We start from the raw sequence: 13,504 nt of genomic DNA on the forward strand, positions 1-13,504 counted from the left end.
CAGCACAGGTTGTAGAAGTCGCCGACGCTCAGGTCGTCGACCCCTTGCGGCGAGATGTGGAGGAGGTGCGCGAAGAGCCCGAGATAGCCGTCACGGGCTCGGACGATGTCGGGCTCGAGCTTGAGCCCTCCGTCGTCGGCTCCTGCTCGCTCTCGCTGTCCGGCTCGGGAGGCTCCGCTTTTGGGTCCGGCGCCTGCGCGGCCAGGACCGCGCGGGCGCGCTCAGGGTTGGCGGCCACCTCGTCCAGACGCCGGTCGATGATGGTCTGGATGGTCTCCCACTCCAGGTCCTCGTCGGCGTTCGCGACCGCGTTGGTGATCCACCGCTCGATCTCGTCGTCGTCCATGCGGGAGGTCATCTCCAGCACACCGGGGTCGAAGTCACCCCAGCGCAGGGACGGTTCCGAGCGCTTCCTGATGACCCAGACGACGCCCCGCATCGCCTCCAGGTCATCGCCTCCCAGCCCGGCGAGGATCTCCTGCCACTTCATGTCGACGGTGCGCTGCACGATCGACGCCTCCGACACCCTCAGACTGCTGGCGTCGTACTGCTCCGGCTCGCCGCCCTTGGGCGTGTAGATGACGATCAACTTGGGTGCTCCTATTCCAGGCGCCGGCGCACGTCGTCGGCAACGCGCTGGACCTCGGTGGTTATGCGGTCGGTGTGTGCGCGCACGGTCTTGTCCCAGAAGCCGCGCTCGGCGGACTGCGTGGACCAGCGCTTCTTGTTGCCGAACACCGGGTGGCGCAGCTTGCCGGTGTCGTTCATCTGGTTCACCACGCCGACCGGGATGTCCGGCGGGAGAAGCCCTTTGTCCAACCAGACCTTGGCGCCGGGGTTGCCTGTCGTCCGGACGCTGATCCGGATGGCCTGGGCGATGGCCTCGCGGAACGGGCGGGTCGTCGGAGATGGGCCGGAGCGCTTGCCGGCGCCCCGCCCGGTGGACTGAAGGGACTGACGTCGTACGGCGTCCTGCAGGTCCGTGCGCAGCGGCTCGGCCGCGCGGCGGATACGGCGGATGTAGCTCTGGCGGATGTTCTCGTGACCGGCCCGGCGCAGCCGCGCCGCGAGCTCGAGCAGCTGGCCGGTGCCAGTGATCCGGATGTCGCGGACCACCGCTGCCTCACAAGGTGACGTCGGTCGACATGTATTCGATCTTGGGGAGGTTGGTGCCGTCGTACAGGCCAGTGAAGTTGAACGTCGGTTTCACGACACCGAAACCGTCGACGGCCGGCGGCCCTTCGTCCAGCTTGATCGCGGGCAGGGTGATCCGGAACGTCTCCGCATACGTGCTCGCGATGATCGGACCGATGAACTCCCACACCAGGCTGGTCGCGCCGTCGCTGGTGTGCAGGTCGTCCAGCGTGGTGGCGACGTAGTCCGACTCCAGGCTGCCGGTGATCTTGACCTGGTCGTTCTCGATCGGCTCCTTCTTCAGCGCCGACTGATTCGCGTAGAAGCGTTCGACGTCCTGTGGACGCTCGATCTTGCAGCTCACCTTGCGGATGCCGTCGAGCGCCGTCTCGGTGCCGAACGATCCCGTCTTGAGGCCCATCTGACCGAAGTGGAAGGGCGACATCGCCGAGTAGCTGGCCACGGCGAGAGTCTGCGTCTCGTCGCAGTCCTTGCCGTCGATCTCGAAACTGCCGGTCAGCATGCCGCCGACCTCACACGAGAACTCGCCCGACGTGATCTTGCAGCCGAGCATCGTCTTGTCCGTGACGGTCCCGCTGGTGAGAGGCACCCCCTTCTGGATGACCAAGGACTTGCCCGCGACACTGGCCAGGAGGTGGGTCTGCAAGTAAGCGGTCGATGCGGCCTGCTGCACGGGGGTGACCGAAGTACCCATCAGGGTCTGGAGGATGAGCCCCATATTTTTGTTGGCGATCTCCATCTCCAGGGTGCCCTGGACCTCCCTGCGCGTCAGCACGCGGCGGGAGGACAGAGGGAGCAGCCGGCCGGCCGCGATGCCGGCCGACTGAGCCGTCGTCTTCTTGAGGACCAGTGACTCCTTCGTGAACTCGATGAACTTGGTCGGAGCGGCGAACGTGCCGTAGCTTCCCTCGGCGATCATCCCGATCTGGGCGCCGAGACCCGATCCGATGGCCATGACTCAGCTCTCCTTCTGCGGCGTCTTGGCCGCGGGCTTCTTCGAGGCTGCCGCCTTGGGCTCCTCGACCGGCTCCCAGTTCGAGGGCTGGCAGATGTAGCCCTCGTAGCGGTCGTCGGGGACTTCGACGACTTCGTCCGGCTCGACGGTCCGGCCCAGCTCGGGCACGGTCACCTGCTCGTGCCCCAGGTAGCGCACTCGCGACATGGGTTGCTCCTCCTCAGATCCGGGCATGGCAGGTCACCGTGAAGCCCAGGGCGGCCCGTGCGCCCTGATCGGTGTGGGACTGGCGCAGTACGCCGGCCGAGAGTTCCGCCCACAGCACCGACCCGTTGAGGGTCGGCGCCTCGGGATGCAGGTCCGTGGCGCGGAGGCGTTGCTCGATCTCGGCGAGCAACTCGAACACCCGGGCCCGTACGGCGGGGAAGTCGGTGTCGCCGCTCCAGCAGTCGATCCAGCCGCTGATCCCGAAGGTCTCGTCCTTGGTCCGGGCGCCGGCCGAATTGAAGCTCTGCTGCAACTCGGCGGCCTGGTCGCCGTCGGGCACCCAGCCGACGGCGATGAAGTCCTGCGTCTGGACGTCGTTGACGGGTGGCCCGTCGATGACGTCGACGTTGTCGATGGCAGGCTCCCGCAGGATGACCAGGAGCTGAGTGATCGCGCCGGGCAGTGCTGAAGTCGCGGGCATCAGGCGATTCCTGGTCCGTCGTCGTCCGGGCTGAGCAGCTGCTTCGCCCGGTTGGGGATCGCGTAGCCGAGGCCAGGGATGGGCTCGGTGACGTCGAAGTCGTCACCCCCGCGCTGCGGCCGGCCGGGACCGGCCAGGGTGCGCCACAGGTGCTGAAGGATCAGCTGCGCGGCGCCGAGGATGTTGCCGGTGATGACCGGCCGGCCCGCGCTGTAGACGAACTGCAGCGGGCCTTGGAGCAGGCCGCCGTCTCTCCGGGTCACCAGGCCGGTGGCCGGGTCCAGATGGAGGGCGGCGGTGTCGTACCCGGAGCCGCCGTCACGTAGGGAAGTGACGGACTGCAGGGCGATGGCCGGGGCCTTGCGCAGGGCGATCGCCGGGGCGAGGCCGACCTGGTGGTCCTCGGTCACCGTGCGCACGACGACGGGTCCGACGAAGTATTCGACGGCGCGGGTGGTGGCCTCCAGCCAGAACCGCACCAGCGGGTCGTCGGCTGACCCCTCCTTCTTGAGCAGGTTCTTGGCGTCGGTCAGGGACAGGACCGTGGGAGGCGCCTCGTCGCGGACGTCGAAGCTGTCCGTGTACGCGTGCGCCGGGGTGGTGAACAGCCAGCGCACCGTGTGCCGTCCGGGAGTTTCCGTGACGTAGTCGGCCTGGTACAGGCCGACCGTCGCGGTCTCCGCGGGCGTGGGGGTGGCGAGGGCGCCGTCGGGCAGCGTCACGGTCACCACGGCGGTCGCCGCGGTGACGAGGACGCCGCCCGGGTCCCGGCACTCGGCGGTCAGGCGCGCAGTCGCGCCGAGGTCGTACGGCACCGCACACCTCCTCTACCAGGAGCGGGTCTCGGGCGAGGGCTCCCCGCCTCCGCCGCGGGAATAGTCCGCGGCCTGCTCGGCCCCGGTCTGGCTGTCGCCGGACGCGGCGTCGCGTGCCCGCGCGGCTTCGAGGACCTGCTCGCGGTTCTTGCCGATGCCTGCACGGTTCTCGCCCAGGACTTCGAGATCGAGCACGCGCAGTGCCTCCTGCTCCCCGACGGTGTCGAGATAGGCGAGCACCTGCTTGTTGGTGTGCTCGACCGGATCGAACGGCGTCGCCGTCGCAGGGACCTCGGCGGGCTCCTGCTCGGGGTCCTCGTTCTCAAGGTCTGCCGGATCCTCCGGGACCGCAGGCTGCTCGTCGTCCGGTACAACCGGGACGGGCAGCCGGACGGTGACCGACCAGCGCACCCACCGAGGGCCACCCTCGACACCGCCCGACGGCTCGATCTCCTCGAGTGTCGAGGCGAGGACCTCGAGCGGTTCGCCGTCCTCGCCGACGACGAGCGGCTCCTGGTGCACCGCCGACGGTTGCGGTTCGCCGCCCTGCTCCTGGCCGTCGTCGGCGAGGACGGCGCGGTGCCCGTCCGCCCACGAGGCGGCTTCCTCCTCGCTCACCTCGACGACATCGCCGGGAGCCCACGAGAAGTCGGACCCGGCGATCGCCTCGAGTACGCGGATGCGCCTCATCAGGGCTGCACCACCGGCGCGTTACGCGGGTTGGCCAGCAGCACCGACGCCCCGTAGATACCGCCCGACGTGGTGCCCGACGCGGTCACCGCGGCGCGCAGGTAGCGCTTGGTGCCCTTGTAGCCGACGACGTACATCTTGTTGTCGTCCGTCGCGCCGATGCTCGGCTCCGTGCCCTGCAGCTCGGCCGCCGCGACCGACGTGAAGGTCGTGTTGTCGTCGGACTCCTGCACGTCGATGGCGTGCGTGCCGTCGGTGATCGTCCCGGTGTGGACGATGATCGCGGCGTCCTGGAACATGATCCCGCTGGCGGCCCGGTCCACGCCGGTGCCGTTCGCCGAAGCGGTGCGGGCGACGATCGCCAGGGTCTCCCGGACGGTGACGTTTGCGTACGCGTCCCTCACGACGCGCTCCTCTCTGTGAACGCAGACGGGCCCAGGCGCGAAGTCCTGGGCCCGTGAGCGGAGTTGGTCAGCTGGCGGGGTGCTGGTAGAGGCGGATCGCCGACGAGTCGTTGATCATGCCGTCCATGCGGGAGAAGCCGAGGAACGCGACCTGGAGGTACTCGGCGTAGCGCTCGACCAGGCGGAGCGTCTGGACGTCGAGGACCTGGCGGATCAGGTAGCCGGCCTTGAAGTCACCGAACGCGATGCTCTTGGCGCTGGCCGCGGGCACGGGCATCGAGTTGTCGATGTTGTACGTGAACCCATTGATCGTGGCCGGGAAGCCCGGGGCCGGGATCGGCTGCCACAGCGGCCGGCCCTGGGTGTCCTTGAGCTTCCGGATGACCTTGAGCATCAGGTCGTGCATCAGGTACTGCGCGCTGGCGCGGTAGGCGACGTCGACGGAGTGCTCGATGTCGACCAGGTCGTCGTAGATGATCGACGTGACCTGGCCGCCCGCGCCGGTCTTGCCGACGGTGGCGTTGGTGGTGATGCCCTCGGGCTGGTCCACCCCGGTGCCGGTGGTCCAGGCCCGGGCGGCGCGGCGGCCGATGCGCTCGCCGAGCTTCTTCGGCACCCACGTCTCCAGGCCGAACGCCGAGTCCTGCAGGAGCTGCAGGGACAGCCGGACCTGCTTCGAGCTGAACGTGTAGGCCTTCAGCTTCTTGCCGCCGAGCTGGATGTCCTGCTCGCCCGCGGCCACGTTCTCGCCGAGGATCTCGCCCTCGTTGGAGGTGTCGTCGTTGGTGGGCCAGTTCAGGTCCGCGCCGGTCGTCGTCGTGATGATCTCGGCCAGACCGAAGACACCGCCGAAGGCCTTCATCGTCTCGGTCATGATGTTGCGGAACTCGTCCGGGACGGTGAACCCGCCACCGATGTCGGTGTTCCCGCCCATAGCCCGCAGGTCGACCTGCTGGTCCATCATCATGTTGCGCTGCTCGGAAGTGAGGCGGTCCATGCCGCCGCGCAGGTAGGTGGAGAACGCTGCGGCGTACCGCTGCGCCTGCTCCTCGCCGTCGCCGCCGCGGCGGTCCTCGGGCTTGCCGGTCGTGGTGATGACCCCGGACCGGTCGATCTTGTCGAGCGCGGCCATCTTGTTGAGGCGCTCGATGTCGCTGGACACCTCGGTCAGCCGTGCCTCGGCCTTGTCCCAGTTGGCGCGCTCCTCGGCCGTCCAGTCGCGGCTCTCGGTCTCGGCGAGGGTCTGGATGTCCTGCATCCGCTGCCACGTCGTGTTCTGCTCTTCGATCAGCCTGTCGAGCTGTGTGGGCATGTCTGTCCTTCCCAGGCATGCGAGAGGCCCTGACCAGGGTGGTCAGGGCCTCGGGGTGAGTGTGGGTTACGAGGAGGCGTGCGGCAGGCCGTAGCGTGCGGCGAGCCCCCTCATGCGGATGGCGCGCGCGTCCTGGACGGTCCGAGTGGTCTCCGCCGGCTCGGTTCCTTCCGTGTCCGCGGGTGCGGTCTCCGGTGTGCTGGTCTCGCGAGTGGACTCACCCGGCTCGCTCTCGACCTGCTTGAGTTCTGGTACTTCCGTTGTGGCGTCCTTCGCGGCCTGGTCGCTTCGGTCGCTGCCGACCAACTGCAGGAGATCCCGCAGCTCCGGGCGGAACCGTGCACGCTGCTCGATCGCCGCCTGGTCGCCGCGGCTGACGAGCGCCGAGGCGACCGACGCGAGCTCCGCTTCGGTGTCCTCGTACGCGGGGAACGCGACCGCGCTGACCTCGATGAGCCGCACCTCAAGGATGCGCCGCACCTCGACCTCGACGGGCCCCTCGGAGGTGTCGATACTCTCCACCGACCACTGGTCCTTGAGGACGTAGAACCCGAAGGACATGCCGGTGATGTTGCCGTTGCGGACGTTGGCCTTCAGGTCGTTGACGTACGACAAGGCCGTGTCCAGGGCCGAGTCGACCGGCAGGCCGATCGCGTCCTCCGCCAGGGAAAGCGTGCCGGCCGTGACCCGCGACACCACGTGGTAAGAGTCGTGGTCGATGAGGAACCGGGCGTCGCCCTCCTGCAGGGTCTTGGTGAACGCGCCCGGCGCGATCTCCTCGTAGAACCCCCAGCGCAGGGGATTCCCGATCGCTGTACGGCTGTCGAACTTCGCCGCGTAACCGTGGAACCGCTCGTCGGCGGTGTCGCCCTCGATGGCCCGGATCACTACGTCTGCCGTCGACAGAGGCAGGCGGCGGCGCTCCTCGGTCGTCGTTCTCGTCAGAGTCCTCATCAGAGTCCCTCCTCTGTCTCGTCAGGGGCCGCCAGCAGCCGCTGCGCCTCCAGCATCAGCGCGGCTGCCCGCGCTCTGTTCGACCCGGCTCCTGCGGACGGACTGCCGTCCGGAGCAAGGGGGTTGGAGCCGAGCGGCGCCATGTAGAGCGGCTGCAGCCGCAGGTCGCCCTCGGGCCCCTCGAGCGGCGGCTTGTCCTCGAGATCGAGGATGTCGTTCGCCGAGTAGGCGCCGACGTCGCGCATCGCTCGGTAGAACGTGGCCCGGGCCGCGGAGTCGCCGCGCAGCAGCCCGCCCATCTGGTACTTCGCGTACTGCGACGACGGCAGCAACTCCTTCGTCACACGCTGCTCGGTCGGCGTCAGCCAGGTCGGATTGAGGTCGAACGTCACCCAGCCCTGCGCCTGCTGCTCCAACCCGGTGCCCCAGCTCGTGGACTTGCTGGTCTCCATGAGCAGGAAGAGCGGCACGCCGAAGATCCTCGCGATCTCGGCGTTCTCGAACTCCCGGGACTCCAGGAACTGGGCGTCCACGTTGGGCATCGCGACGGGCTTGAAGGACGCCCCGCTGTCCAGCACCGCGATCTCATGACTGTTGTGGACCCCGGACATCCGGGCCTTCCAACGCTCCTTGAGCCGGGCGGCCTGGTCCTGGTCGAGGCGCTGCTCCGTCTGCAGCACACCGCCGACGAGGTTCCCGGAGCCGAACAGCCGGGCCGCGGACTTCTCGGCGGCCTGCGCCAGGCCGATGCCCTGCGACGCCATCCGCACGGGCGAGCAGCCGGTGAGCCCGTCGTAGCCCAGGCCCGGGATGTGGAGGATGTCGTACGGAGATCGCCGGTGAACGGCGCCCCAGTCGTCCGTGACCCAGAACCACTTCCCCGAAGGGTTCTCGTCGGAGGGCCTCTCCCGCTCGACCTGCACGCGGCTCGAGGAGATCGGCCACAGCTCACGGATCTGACGGGCGCCGTCGCGGATCTTCTGGATGTAGCCGTTGCCCCACAGCACGCGGTACGTGTACGCGAAGCGCCACAACTCCACAGGGGTCAAGTCAGGGTGAGGGTTGGTCAGCAGGTCAGACGTCTGCCGCTGCTTCGTGCCGACCTTGTACGTCGGCATCGGCAGCGCCGACGACACACCCGCGATCACGTTGACCGCCCGCCACACAGCAGGCGTTCGCAGCGCCGACGTCTCCGTCACCGGCACACCGGCATCCGACGGCCCGACACCACCGAGGAACTCGCTCAGCGCGGCGGAGGTGAGCGGCTGGGCCGGGCTCTCCAGCCCTCGCTCTGTCCGCCCGTCGAACAGTCCGAATAGCCCGCTCACGTCCGCTCACCTCCCGCCGCTTCCCCGCCGCGCTGCCCCTCAGCAGCACGTCTGTCGGCCCGCGCCATGGCGCGCTCGCAGGCCAGCACCCCCAGCACCCCAGCCACGACCAGCGCGGCGGGAATGTTCCACAGCGCCAGCCCGGCGACCGCGACGAGGACGAACACCACCTCGAGGACCAGCAGTTCACTGCCGTCCGTACGGGCCTCCGGCTCGGCCGGCTCCTTCTTCACCACAGGTTCGGCGCCCCTTCCGGCTCCACGTCGTGGTACTGCTCCCAGCCCCACAGCGCGTACGTCCCAGCCACCAGCGGGCACACGTCAATGCCGTCGCCCCGTCGCGACCACAGCCACGCATCGCCGACATCACGCTTCGTCGCGCCGCTCAGCGCGGTCGCCATGGGCGCCTGGTCCAGGTGCTGCAGGCTCTGGTCCTGCACGCGGTCGTAGAACTGCCCGGTGGCCTGCGTGAGTTCACGGACCTTCGGCGCCACGATCAGGTGGTCACGGCCTCGCTCGGCGAGCTTCTTCCGCAGCAGCGGAGCCAGCGATCCAGCCGGGCCGCCTTCGTCGATCACCCACACGCACGGTGACCACTTCTCGTCCAGCTCGGCAGCACGCTCAACCACCCAGTCCGTACCAGGCCGGTGGTCCACCACCTCGACATGCCGACCGTCGTCGGCCGTTCCGCCGGCGACACTGATGGCCGACCAGGACCGATCAGGGTTCGTGTCGATGGCGAAACCCACAGGGTCCGCCAGACCGGACTGACGCACGCGCAGCGCCCGCCACGCGGCCTCGGCGATGACCTGCCACGTCTCCTCGGCCTGCGCCGGGTACTCGCCCACGCCGAGCCGCTCACGGTCGAACAGGTCCGCGCGCATCGTCGCGAACTCGCGCCGTACGGCCTGCACCCGGATCCGGATCCCCAGCGCAGGGTTCACCCGCTGCCACGTCCGTACGTCCTCACGGTGGTCGTGCTCGGCACACACAATCCGCCCGTCCTCGTCCCGCGGGCACTCCCGCGTGTGCAGCTCGGCGGACCACTCCAGGTACGTCAGCGACTCGTCCGGCTCCGGCTTGTCCGCCAGCGCCCTGGCCCGCAGCAGCCCCAGCTGCTCGCTCTCCTGGCCGATACCGGCCGAGCAGGTGTAGACGAGCTGGGGGTTGCGCCGCGCGGACATGATGGGAAGGAGCGCGCCGATCGGCGCGGCACGCAGGGACATGGCCTCGTCCATCACGACCAGGTCGCCGGAGAAGCCACGGCCCGAGCTGCCCGTACGCGCCAGGAACAGAATCCTGGCGCCGTTGTGGAACTCGAAGCCCTCCTCGCCGTGGCTGCGCAGGACGCGCTTCACACGGCGGCTGAGGGCGTACGAGCCCTCGATCATCTGGTCCAGTCGGCGGAAGGACTCGCGTGCGGTCTTGAACTCGTGCGCGGTGTGGATGACCAGCTTGTCGCCGAACAGCATGACGCCGGCGATCGTCCGGGCCTCGAGGTAGCCGCCCTTGCCGTTCTGCCGTGTGACGTTCTGGACGACCTCGAAGGAGGTCCACCGGCCCTCGTCGTCCTCGGCGAGGCTGTGGTGCAGGCCGAGTTGCTGCCACGGGTCCAACTTCAGCTTGGCGTCCGCAGCCAGCTCGACGGCCTCCTGACCAGCGGGAGAGCGGAAGTCGAGCGCGGCCTGGTCCTCGATGCCGCTCCAGCGGCCGGTCTCGATGCGCCGGTAGTGCGGGGTGGAGATGATGCGCGGGCTCTGGCAGCCGATCGGGTCGGGCCTGTTACGCGCTGTGGCGGGGGCGGCGAGAAGCGAGCTCATCGACGATGTCCCCCCTGTCCTTCGGAGGCGCCAGCGCTCGCACTACGTGCATGGCCTGGCGCAGTTCACGGGCGACTGCCGCGATCTCCTTGGGGTCCACCGACGAGTCCATGATCTTCGCGAGGCGTGTCGCGGCGGCGGCCGAGGCGTTCGAATCAGGAGAGACGCCGAGGTCATCGAGTTCTGCGCGGGTGGCTTTGGCGACGGCGCCGGCACGGACTCGCTTCGCTCCGGGCTCGGCCATGATCGCCTCCGATCTGACGAGCCATCACGGAGCGTGACGGCGGGCGGCGGTCACGGAAAGTGACAGGCTCGCGATCGTGATCATGGCCGCTAATGGGGTCGAACTCGGTTCGCGGTGATTACCGCGCGGCGCGGGGAGAGAACCGGGCGACAAGGGCGTTTGGGGTCGCCCGGGAAGACGTTGAAGTTTTGATCCACTCTCTCCCCCGACCGCTCGGACGATCATGGACGCGTCGCGCGGAGCGTCCCGAACGGGCCGTGGCGTAGCACTCCGTGATGGGCCGGGCAGGGGTGGCGATGCGTCACCACTCCCGCGACGACTGCGCGGTGGCTGGCCGGCTCTTGCCTCCGCCGTAGCTCCGGTACCAGCGGGTGACGACGCGTTCCATCGCGCTTGATCGCATCGCACGCACGCGCTCACGCACCACTTGCTCGCCCGGGTCGACGGTGATGATCTCGGCACCGAGTCGTCGGTACCGGGCCAGCCAGGTGTCAGTGGGCATGGTGTGGATCAGGTACACGTCGGTGGACTCGAGGTGCTTGACCGCCTCGTCGATGGCTGCGTAGCGGGCGCGCATCGCGACCTTGGACGCGATCGGTTCGTGGTTCCACTGGGGTGCACCGGGGCCGGTGAGGGCGCGGGTGATGCGGTCCAGGTCGATGACGATGTCGCGCGGCTTGGCGCGGGACTCGATCAACGTGGACTTGCCTGCGGCCGGCGGGCCGGTGACGACGTACAGCACTGCGTGTCACCGTCCTTCCCCTGTGGACGCTGGCGGGGATCAGTCAGGCGGCGTCCTGCTCCCCGCGTTCCTCGGCGATTGCAGTGTCGAGCCAGCGCAGCGTTGCTTGGGCAACCAGGAGGGCGCGCACGGCATGAGCGGGGCAGTAGGCGCCGTCGTCTACGTGGTGGACGCTTCCGTTGCGGTTGAACGATGCGAGTCCGCAGCCGGCAGTCCAGCGCTCGAAGGCAGTGGCGATGCCTCCCCCTACGAGTACGAGCTCAAGCTCGGCGAAGGTCACGGCCTCCCAGTCTGTGCCACCGCCGGGTCGGAAGTGGATCCGGGTCAGGTTCCTGTTCTGATTGCCGCTGTAGGCGAGGAAATTGAGCATCCTGACGTTCATGATGGTGTCGAAGGCGTTGGATGCAGCGGCTTGTGCCGGCCCGTAAAGGCCAAGGCGGAGGGCGCCAGCCGCCTCGAGGAGGAGCGACCGCAGTATCTGATGCTCGGGCAGGACGACTTGAGCAAGGGATGCCTCGACATCGTCGGCGATCTCGACTGCGTGGGCAACGAGGACGGTGCTGCGGGCGTCCATATCCGCTGCTTGGAGGAGCTCGTCGATGATGCTGCGCCTCGGCGCCCAGGCAAGGGACGTGCCGTCCTCAACGTTGATGCGGAAGACGTCCTCGAAGTGCCCAGAGCGGAGGCCGCGAAGGTTCTCCGGAATGACCTGCTCGAGGCGCTCGATGAGCATGCGCACGTTCGCAAGCCAGGTGGGTACGCCAGAGTTGAGGATGCGCCCGAGGTCCGCGCCGAACTCGAACTGGGGCATCGTGAAGCTGATGCGGGCGGCCTCCCGCATTCGCTCAGCCAAGTCGACCTGAAAGCGCTGGAAGTCGGGGAGCTCGGGCACCCGGACGGTCCATTGAGGGAGCACCGGCACTCGAAGGCGCATCCGCCCGATGGCCCGAAGAGCATCAACGTTCATGCGGGTCATCTCCGTTACCCGGGCGTTGATCTCCTGGGTCATGGCCTGTACGCGGAGGATGCCGCTTAGGTCGAGCTCGGTGTAGCCGGGAGCGATCCGGAAGCCCGCTGTGCCGGTGTCTCCGCCTTCGCCTTGAGCGTGCTCGTGGGGCGTCTCATCAGATGCGGGCTCAGGCTGCTGATCGTCTGGCTCGGCTTGGCTGTCATCGGTCACGCACCGCACTTTAGCTCGCATAGGGGACAGGGCCGATCGAATTACCGTCAGTCAGGTAATCCTGCTTCTGTCGTCCCTGGGGTGCGTGCTGTGCCGCGTCACCACCTCCGTGAGGAGCGGACGGGCTGGCGGGCGGCGTCGGTGCGGTTGCCGCGGGCGCTGTTGCAACGCCGGTGTGCCGAGCGGGCGTTGGCGGGGTCGAGGAGGTTGCCGCCCTTTGACAGCGGCCGCGCGTGGTCGAGGGTGAAGGCGTCGCGGTGGCGCTGCGCGAGGCGGCCGGTGATGTCGTAGCGGATGGGGCCGCCGCACCACCAGCAGGGCAGGAGTAGGGCGCGCTGCTTGGTGCAGAGGGTGCGGTAGGGCCGGCCGTTCCTCGGGTTGGCGGCCACGGCTACAGCGGGGTGGCGCCGTGGACGTCGGCGGTGGTTGCGCGGCGGAGGACCTGGTGCACGTTGGTGGGGTCGATGGCCACGTGCAGCTCGTAGATGGCTGGTTGGCCGTCGGTAGTCGCCGGGGTGGCGAGGGCGGTGGCGACGTGGGACCAGGTCTCGGCCATGACGCGGGAGCGGTTGGCGAGCGCGTAGGCCTCGGCCGGCAGTGCCCCGCTGACGCCGGTCTCCTCGGCGCGGGCGCGGAGCGTCTCGGCCTGGTCGTAGCGGTCTTGGGCTTCGTGGGCGTGGCTGAAGGCCCAGTGCTGGGCGATGCCCAAGGCGGTGGCGCGGTCGAAGTTGACGGGCGGCGCGTCGGGCATGAGGTGCTCCTCGTGGCGAGGGGCGCCCGCCGTACGGCTGCCGGTGCTCCCAACCCCAGGAACTGAGCACCGGCCTGAGCGGCTGTCGTACGGCGGGCGCGGGCACGACGAAGGCCCCGGATCTCGCCGTATCCGGGGCCTTCGTGGTGCGTTCTGGTGTCCGTTTTTGGACATGGTTGTTCGGCAAGATCGTGGCGCACGGATCGTCGCACGTCAAGCAGGGTTTACTGCTGGGCGCGTTGACCTGCTCGGGTTGGCTTGGGCGCCTGCTGCGCAGCGAGGATGTCGTCGACGCGGTAGATGGGGCGGCGGGGTGAGCCGCCAGCGCGCTTCAGAACGCCTCGGCGGACCCAGTCCCGAATGGTGTCGGGCTTCACGCCGCAGGCCATCGCGGCCTGGGAGGTGGTGAGTTGGCCGGGTGGCAGGGATGCGTACTCCATGGGGTCCATGGTGCAGCAGGGGCGTCC

General features: G+C 68.9%; 19 protein-coding genes. All 19 read right to left on the reverse strand.

The genetic code is table 11. The annotated features are described in order from the left end of the window. Positions 1-28: 28 nt before the first annotated feature. A complete protein-coding gene (locus OG194_RS29595) occupies positions 29-589 on the reverse strand; it encodes a hypothetical protein (RefSeq protein WP_327403822.1) in 561 nt (186 codons plus the stop codon). An 11-nt stretch (positions 590-600) separates the two neighbouring features. After that, on the reverse strand, positions 601-1,116 hold the full coding sequence (locus tag OG194_RS29600; protein ID WP_327403823.1) for a hypothetical protein: 516 nt from the start codon (positions 1,114-1,116) through the stop codon (positions 601-603). 7 nt (positions 1,117-1,123) lie between these two features. Beyond that, positions 1,124-2,110: a phage tail tube protein gene (locus OG194_RS29605; protein ID WP_327403824.1), complete on the reverse strand. Its 987-nt coding sequence runs from the start codon at positions 2,108-2,110 to the stop codon at positions 1,124-1,126. 3 nt (positions 2,111-2,113) lie between these two features. Beyond that, complete coding sequence (locus tag OG194_RS29610) at positions 2,114-2,317, reverse strand: hypothetical protein (protein WP_327403825.1); 204 nt, start codon at positions 2,315-2,317, stop codon at positions 2,114-2,116. A 13-nt stretch (positions 2,318-2,330) separates the two neighbouring features. Beyond that, a complete protein-coding gene (locus tag OG194_RS29615) occupies positions 2,331-2,798 on the reverse strand; it encodes a hypothetical protein (RefSeq protein WP_327403826.1) in 468 nt (155 codons plus the stop codon). Next, a complete protein-coding gene (locus OG194_RS29620) occupies positions 2,798-3,613 on the reverse strand; it encodes a hypothetical protein (protein WP_327403827.1) in 816 nt (271 codons plus the stop codon). The genes OG194_RS29615 and OG194_RS29620 overlap by 1 nt, the downstream gene beginning before the upstream one ends. 12 nt (positions 3,614-3,625) lie before the next feature. Then, the gene (locus OG194_RS29625; RefSeq protein ID WP_327403828.1) at positions 3,626-4,303 is read right to left on the reverse strand and encodes a hypothetical protein; all 678 of its coding nucleotides are present in this window, start codon (positions 4,301-4,303) and stop codon (positions 3,626-3,628) included. Beyond that, the gene (locus OG194_RS29630; protein WP_327403829.1) at positions 4,303-4,707 is read right to left on the reverse strand and encodes a hypothetical protein; all 405 of its coding nucleotides are present in this window, start codon (positions 4,705-4,707) and stop codon (positions 4,303-4,305) included. The genes OG194_RS29625 and OG194_RS29630 overlap by 1 nt, the downstream gene beginning before the upstream one ends. A 67-nt stretch (positions 4,708-4,774) precedes the next feature. Then, positions 4,775-6,019: a phage major capsid protein gene (locus OG194_RS29635; RefSeq protein ID WP_327403830.1), complete on the reverse strand. Its 1,245-nt coding sequence runs from the start codon at positions 6,017-6,019 to the stop codon at positions 4,775-4,777. Positions 6,020-6,085: 66 nt separating this feature from the next. Continuing rightward, a complete protein-coding gene (locus OG194_RS29640; protein ID WP_327403831.1) occupies positions 6,086-6,973 on the reverse strand; it encodes an HK97 family phage prohead protease in 888 nt (295 codons plus the stop codon). Continuing rightward, entirely contained in the window at positions 6,973-8,301 is a 1,329-nt protein-coding gene (locus tag OG194_RS29645) for a phage portal protein (protein WP_327403832.1), read from the reverse strand. Before OG194_RS29645 ends, OG194_RS29640 begins: the two co-directional genes overlap by 1 nt. Next, positions 8,298-8,537 carry a hypothetical protein gene (locus tag OG194_RS29650; RefSeq protein WP_327403833.1) on the reverse strand — a complete coding sequence of 80 codons (240 nt, stop codon included), beginning with the start codon at positions 8,535-8,537 and terminating at the stop codon, positions 8,298-8,300. The genes OG194_RS29645 and OG194_RS29650 overlap by 4 nt, the downstream gene beginning before the upstream one ends. Beyond that, positions 8,531-10,120, reverse strand: coding sequence for a terminase (locus tag OG194_RS29655; RefSeq protein ID WP_327403834.1), 1,590 nt, complete (start codon positions 10,118-10,120; stop codon positions 8,531-8,533). The genes OG194_RS29650 and OG194_RS29655 overlap by 7 nt, the downstream gene beginning before the upstream one ends. Further along, a complete protein-coding gene (locus tag OG194_RS29660; RefSeq protein ID WP_327403835.1) occupies positions 10,083-10,364 on the reverse strand; it encodes a hypothetical protein in 282 nt (93 codons plus the stop codon). Before OG194_RS29660 ends, OG194_RS29655 begins: the two co-directional genes overlap by 38 nt. Before the next feature lie 301 nt (positions 10,365-10,665). Next, positions 10,666-11,106, reverse strand: coding sequence for an AAA family ATPase (locus tag OG194_RS29665; protein ID WP_327403836.1), 441 nt, complete (start codon positions 11,104-11,106; stop codon positions 10,666-10,668). A 43-nt stretch (positions 11,107-11,149) separates the two neighbouring features. After that, positions 11,150-12,286: a hypothetical protein gene (locus OG194_RS29670; protein WP_327403837.1), complete on the reverse strand. Its 1,137-nt coding sequence runs from the start codon at positions 12,284-12,286 to the stop codon at positions 11,150-11,152. A gap of 98 nt (positions 12,287-12,384) precedes the next feature. After that, positions 12,385-12,675: an HNH endonuclease gene (locus OG194_RS29675; RefSeq protein ID WP_327403838.1), complete on the reverse strand. Its 291-nt coding sequence runs from the start codon at positions 12,673-12,675 to the stop codon at positions 12,385-12,387. A 2-nt stretch (positions 12,676-12,677) separates the two neighbouring features. Continuing rightward, complete coding sequence (locus OG194_RS29680) at positions 12,678-13,037, reverse strand: hypothetical protein (RefSeq protein WP_327403839.1); 360 nt, start codon at positions 13,035-13,037, stop codon at positions 12,678-12,680. Between the two features lie 224 nt (positions 13,038-13,261). Then, complete coding sequence (locus OG194_RS29685) at positions 13,262-13,477, reverse strand: helix-turn-helix domain-containing protein (protein ID WP_327403840.1); 216 nt, start codon at positions 13,475-13,477, stop codon at positions 13,262-13,264. Positions 13,478-13,504: the final 27 nt, after the last annotated feature.

The organism is Streptomyces sp. NBC_01288 (assembly GCF_035982055.1).
GTDB lineage: Bacteria > Actinomycetota > Actinomycetes > Streptomycetales > Streptomycetaceae > Streptomyces.

Excerpts from the sequence above, each read along its gene's own strand:
- OG194_RS29605 (WP_327403824.1), bottom strand. The coding sequence starts at position 2,110 with ATGGCCATCGGATCGGGTCTCGGCGCCCAGATCGGGATGATCGCCGAG.
- OG194_RS29610 (WP_327403825.1), bottom strand. The coding sequence starts at position 2,317 with ATGTCGCGAGTGCGCTACCTGGGGCACGAGCAGGTGACCGTGCCCGAG.
- OG194_RS29615 (WP_327403826.1), bottom strand. The coding sequence starts at position 2,798 with ATGCCCGCGACTTCAGCACTGCCCGGCGCGATCACTCAGCTCCTGGTC.
- OG194_RS29625 (WP_327403828.1), bottom strand. The coding sequence starts at position 4,303 with ATGAGGCGCATCCGCGTACTCGAGGCGATCGCCGGGTCCGACTTCTCG.
- OG194_RS29635 (WP_327403830.1), bottom strand. The coding sequence starts at position 6,019 with ATGCCCACACAGCTCGACAGGCTGATCGAAGAGCAGAACACGACGTGG.
- OG194_RS29640 (WP_327403831.1), bottom strand. The coding sequence starts at position 6,973 with ATGAGGACTCTGACGAGAACGACGACCGAGGAGCGCCGCCGCCTGCCT.
- OG194_RS29655 (WP_327403834.1), bottom strand. The coding sequence starts at position 10,120 with ATGAGCTCGCTTCTCGCCGCCCCCGCCACAGCGCGTAACAGGCCCGAC.
- OG194_RS29660 (WP_327403835.1), bottom strand. The coding sequence starts at position 10,364 with ATGGCCGAGCCCGGAGCGAAGCGAGTCCGTGCCGGCGCCGTCGCCAAA.
- OG194_RS29680 (WP_327403839.1), bottom strand. The coding sequence starts at position 13,037 with ATGCCCGACGCGCCGCCCGTCAACTTCGACCGCGCCACCGCCTTGGGC.
- OG194_RS29685 (WP_327403840.1), bottom strand. The coding sequence starts at position 13,477 with ATGGAGTACGCATCCCTGCCACCCGGCCAACTCACCACCTCCCAGGCC.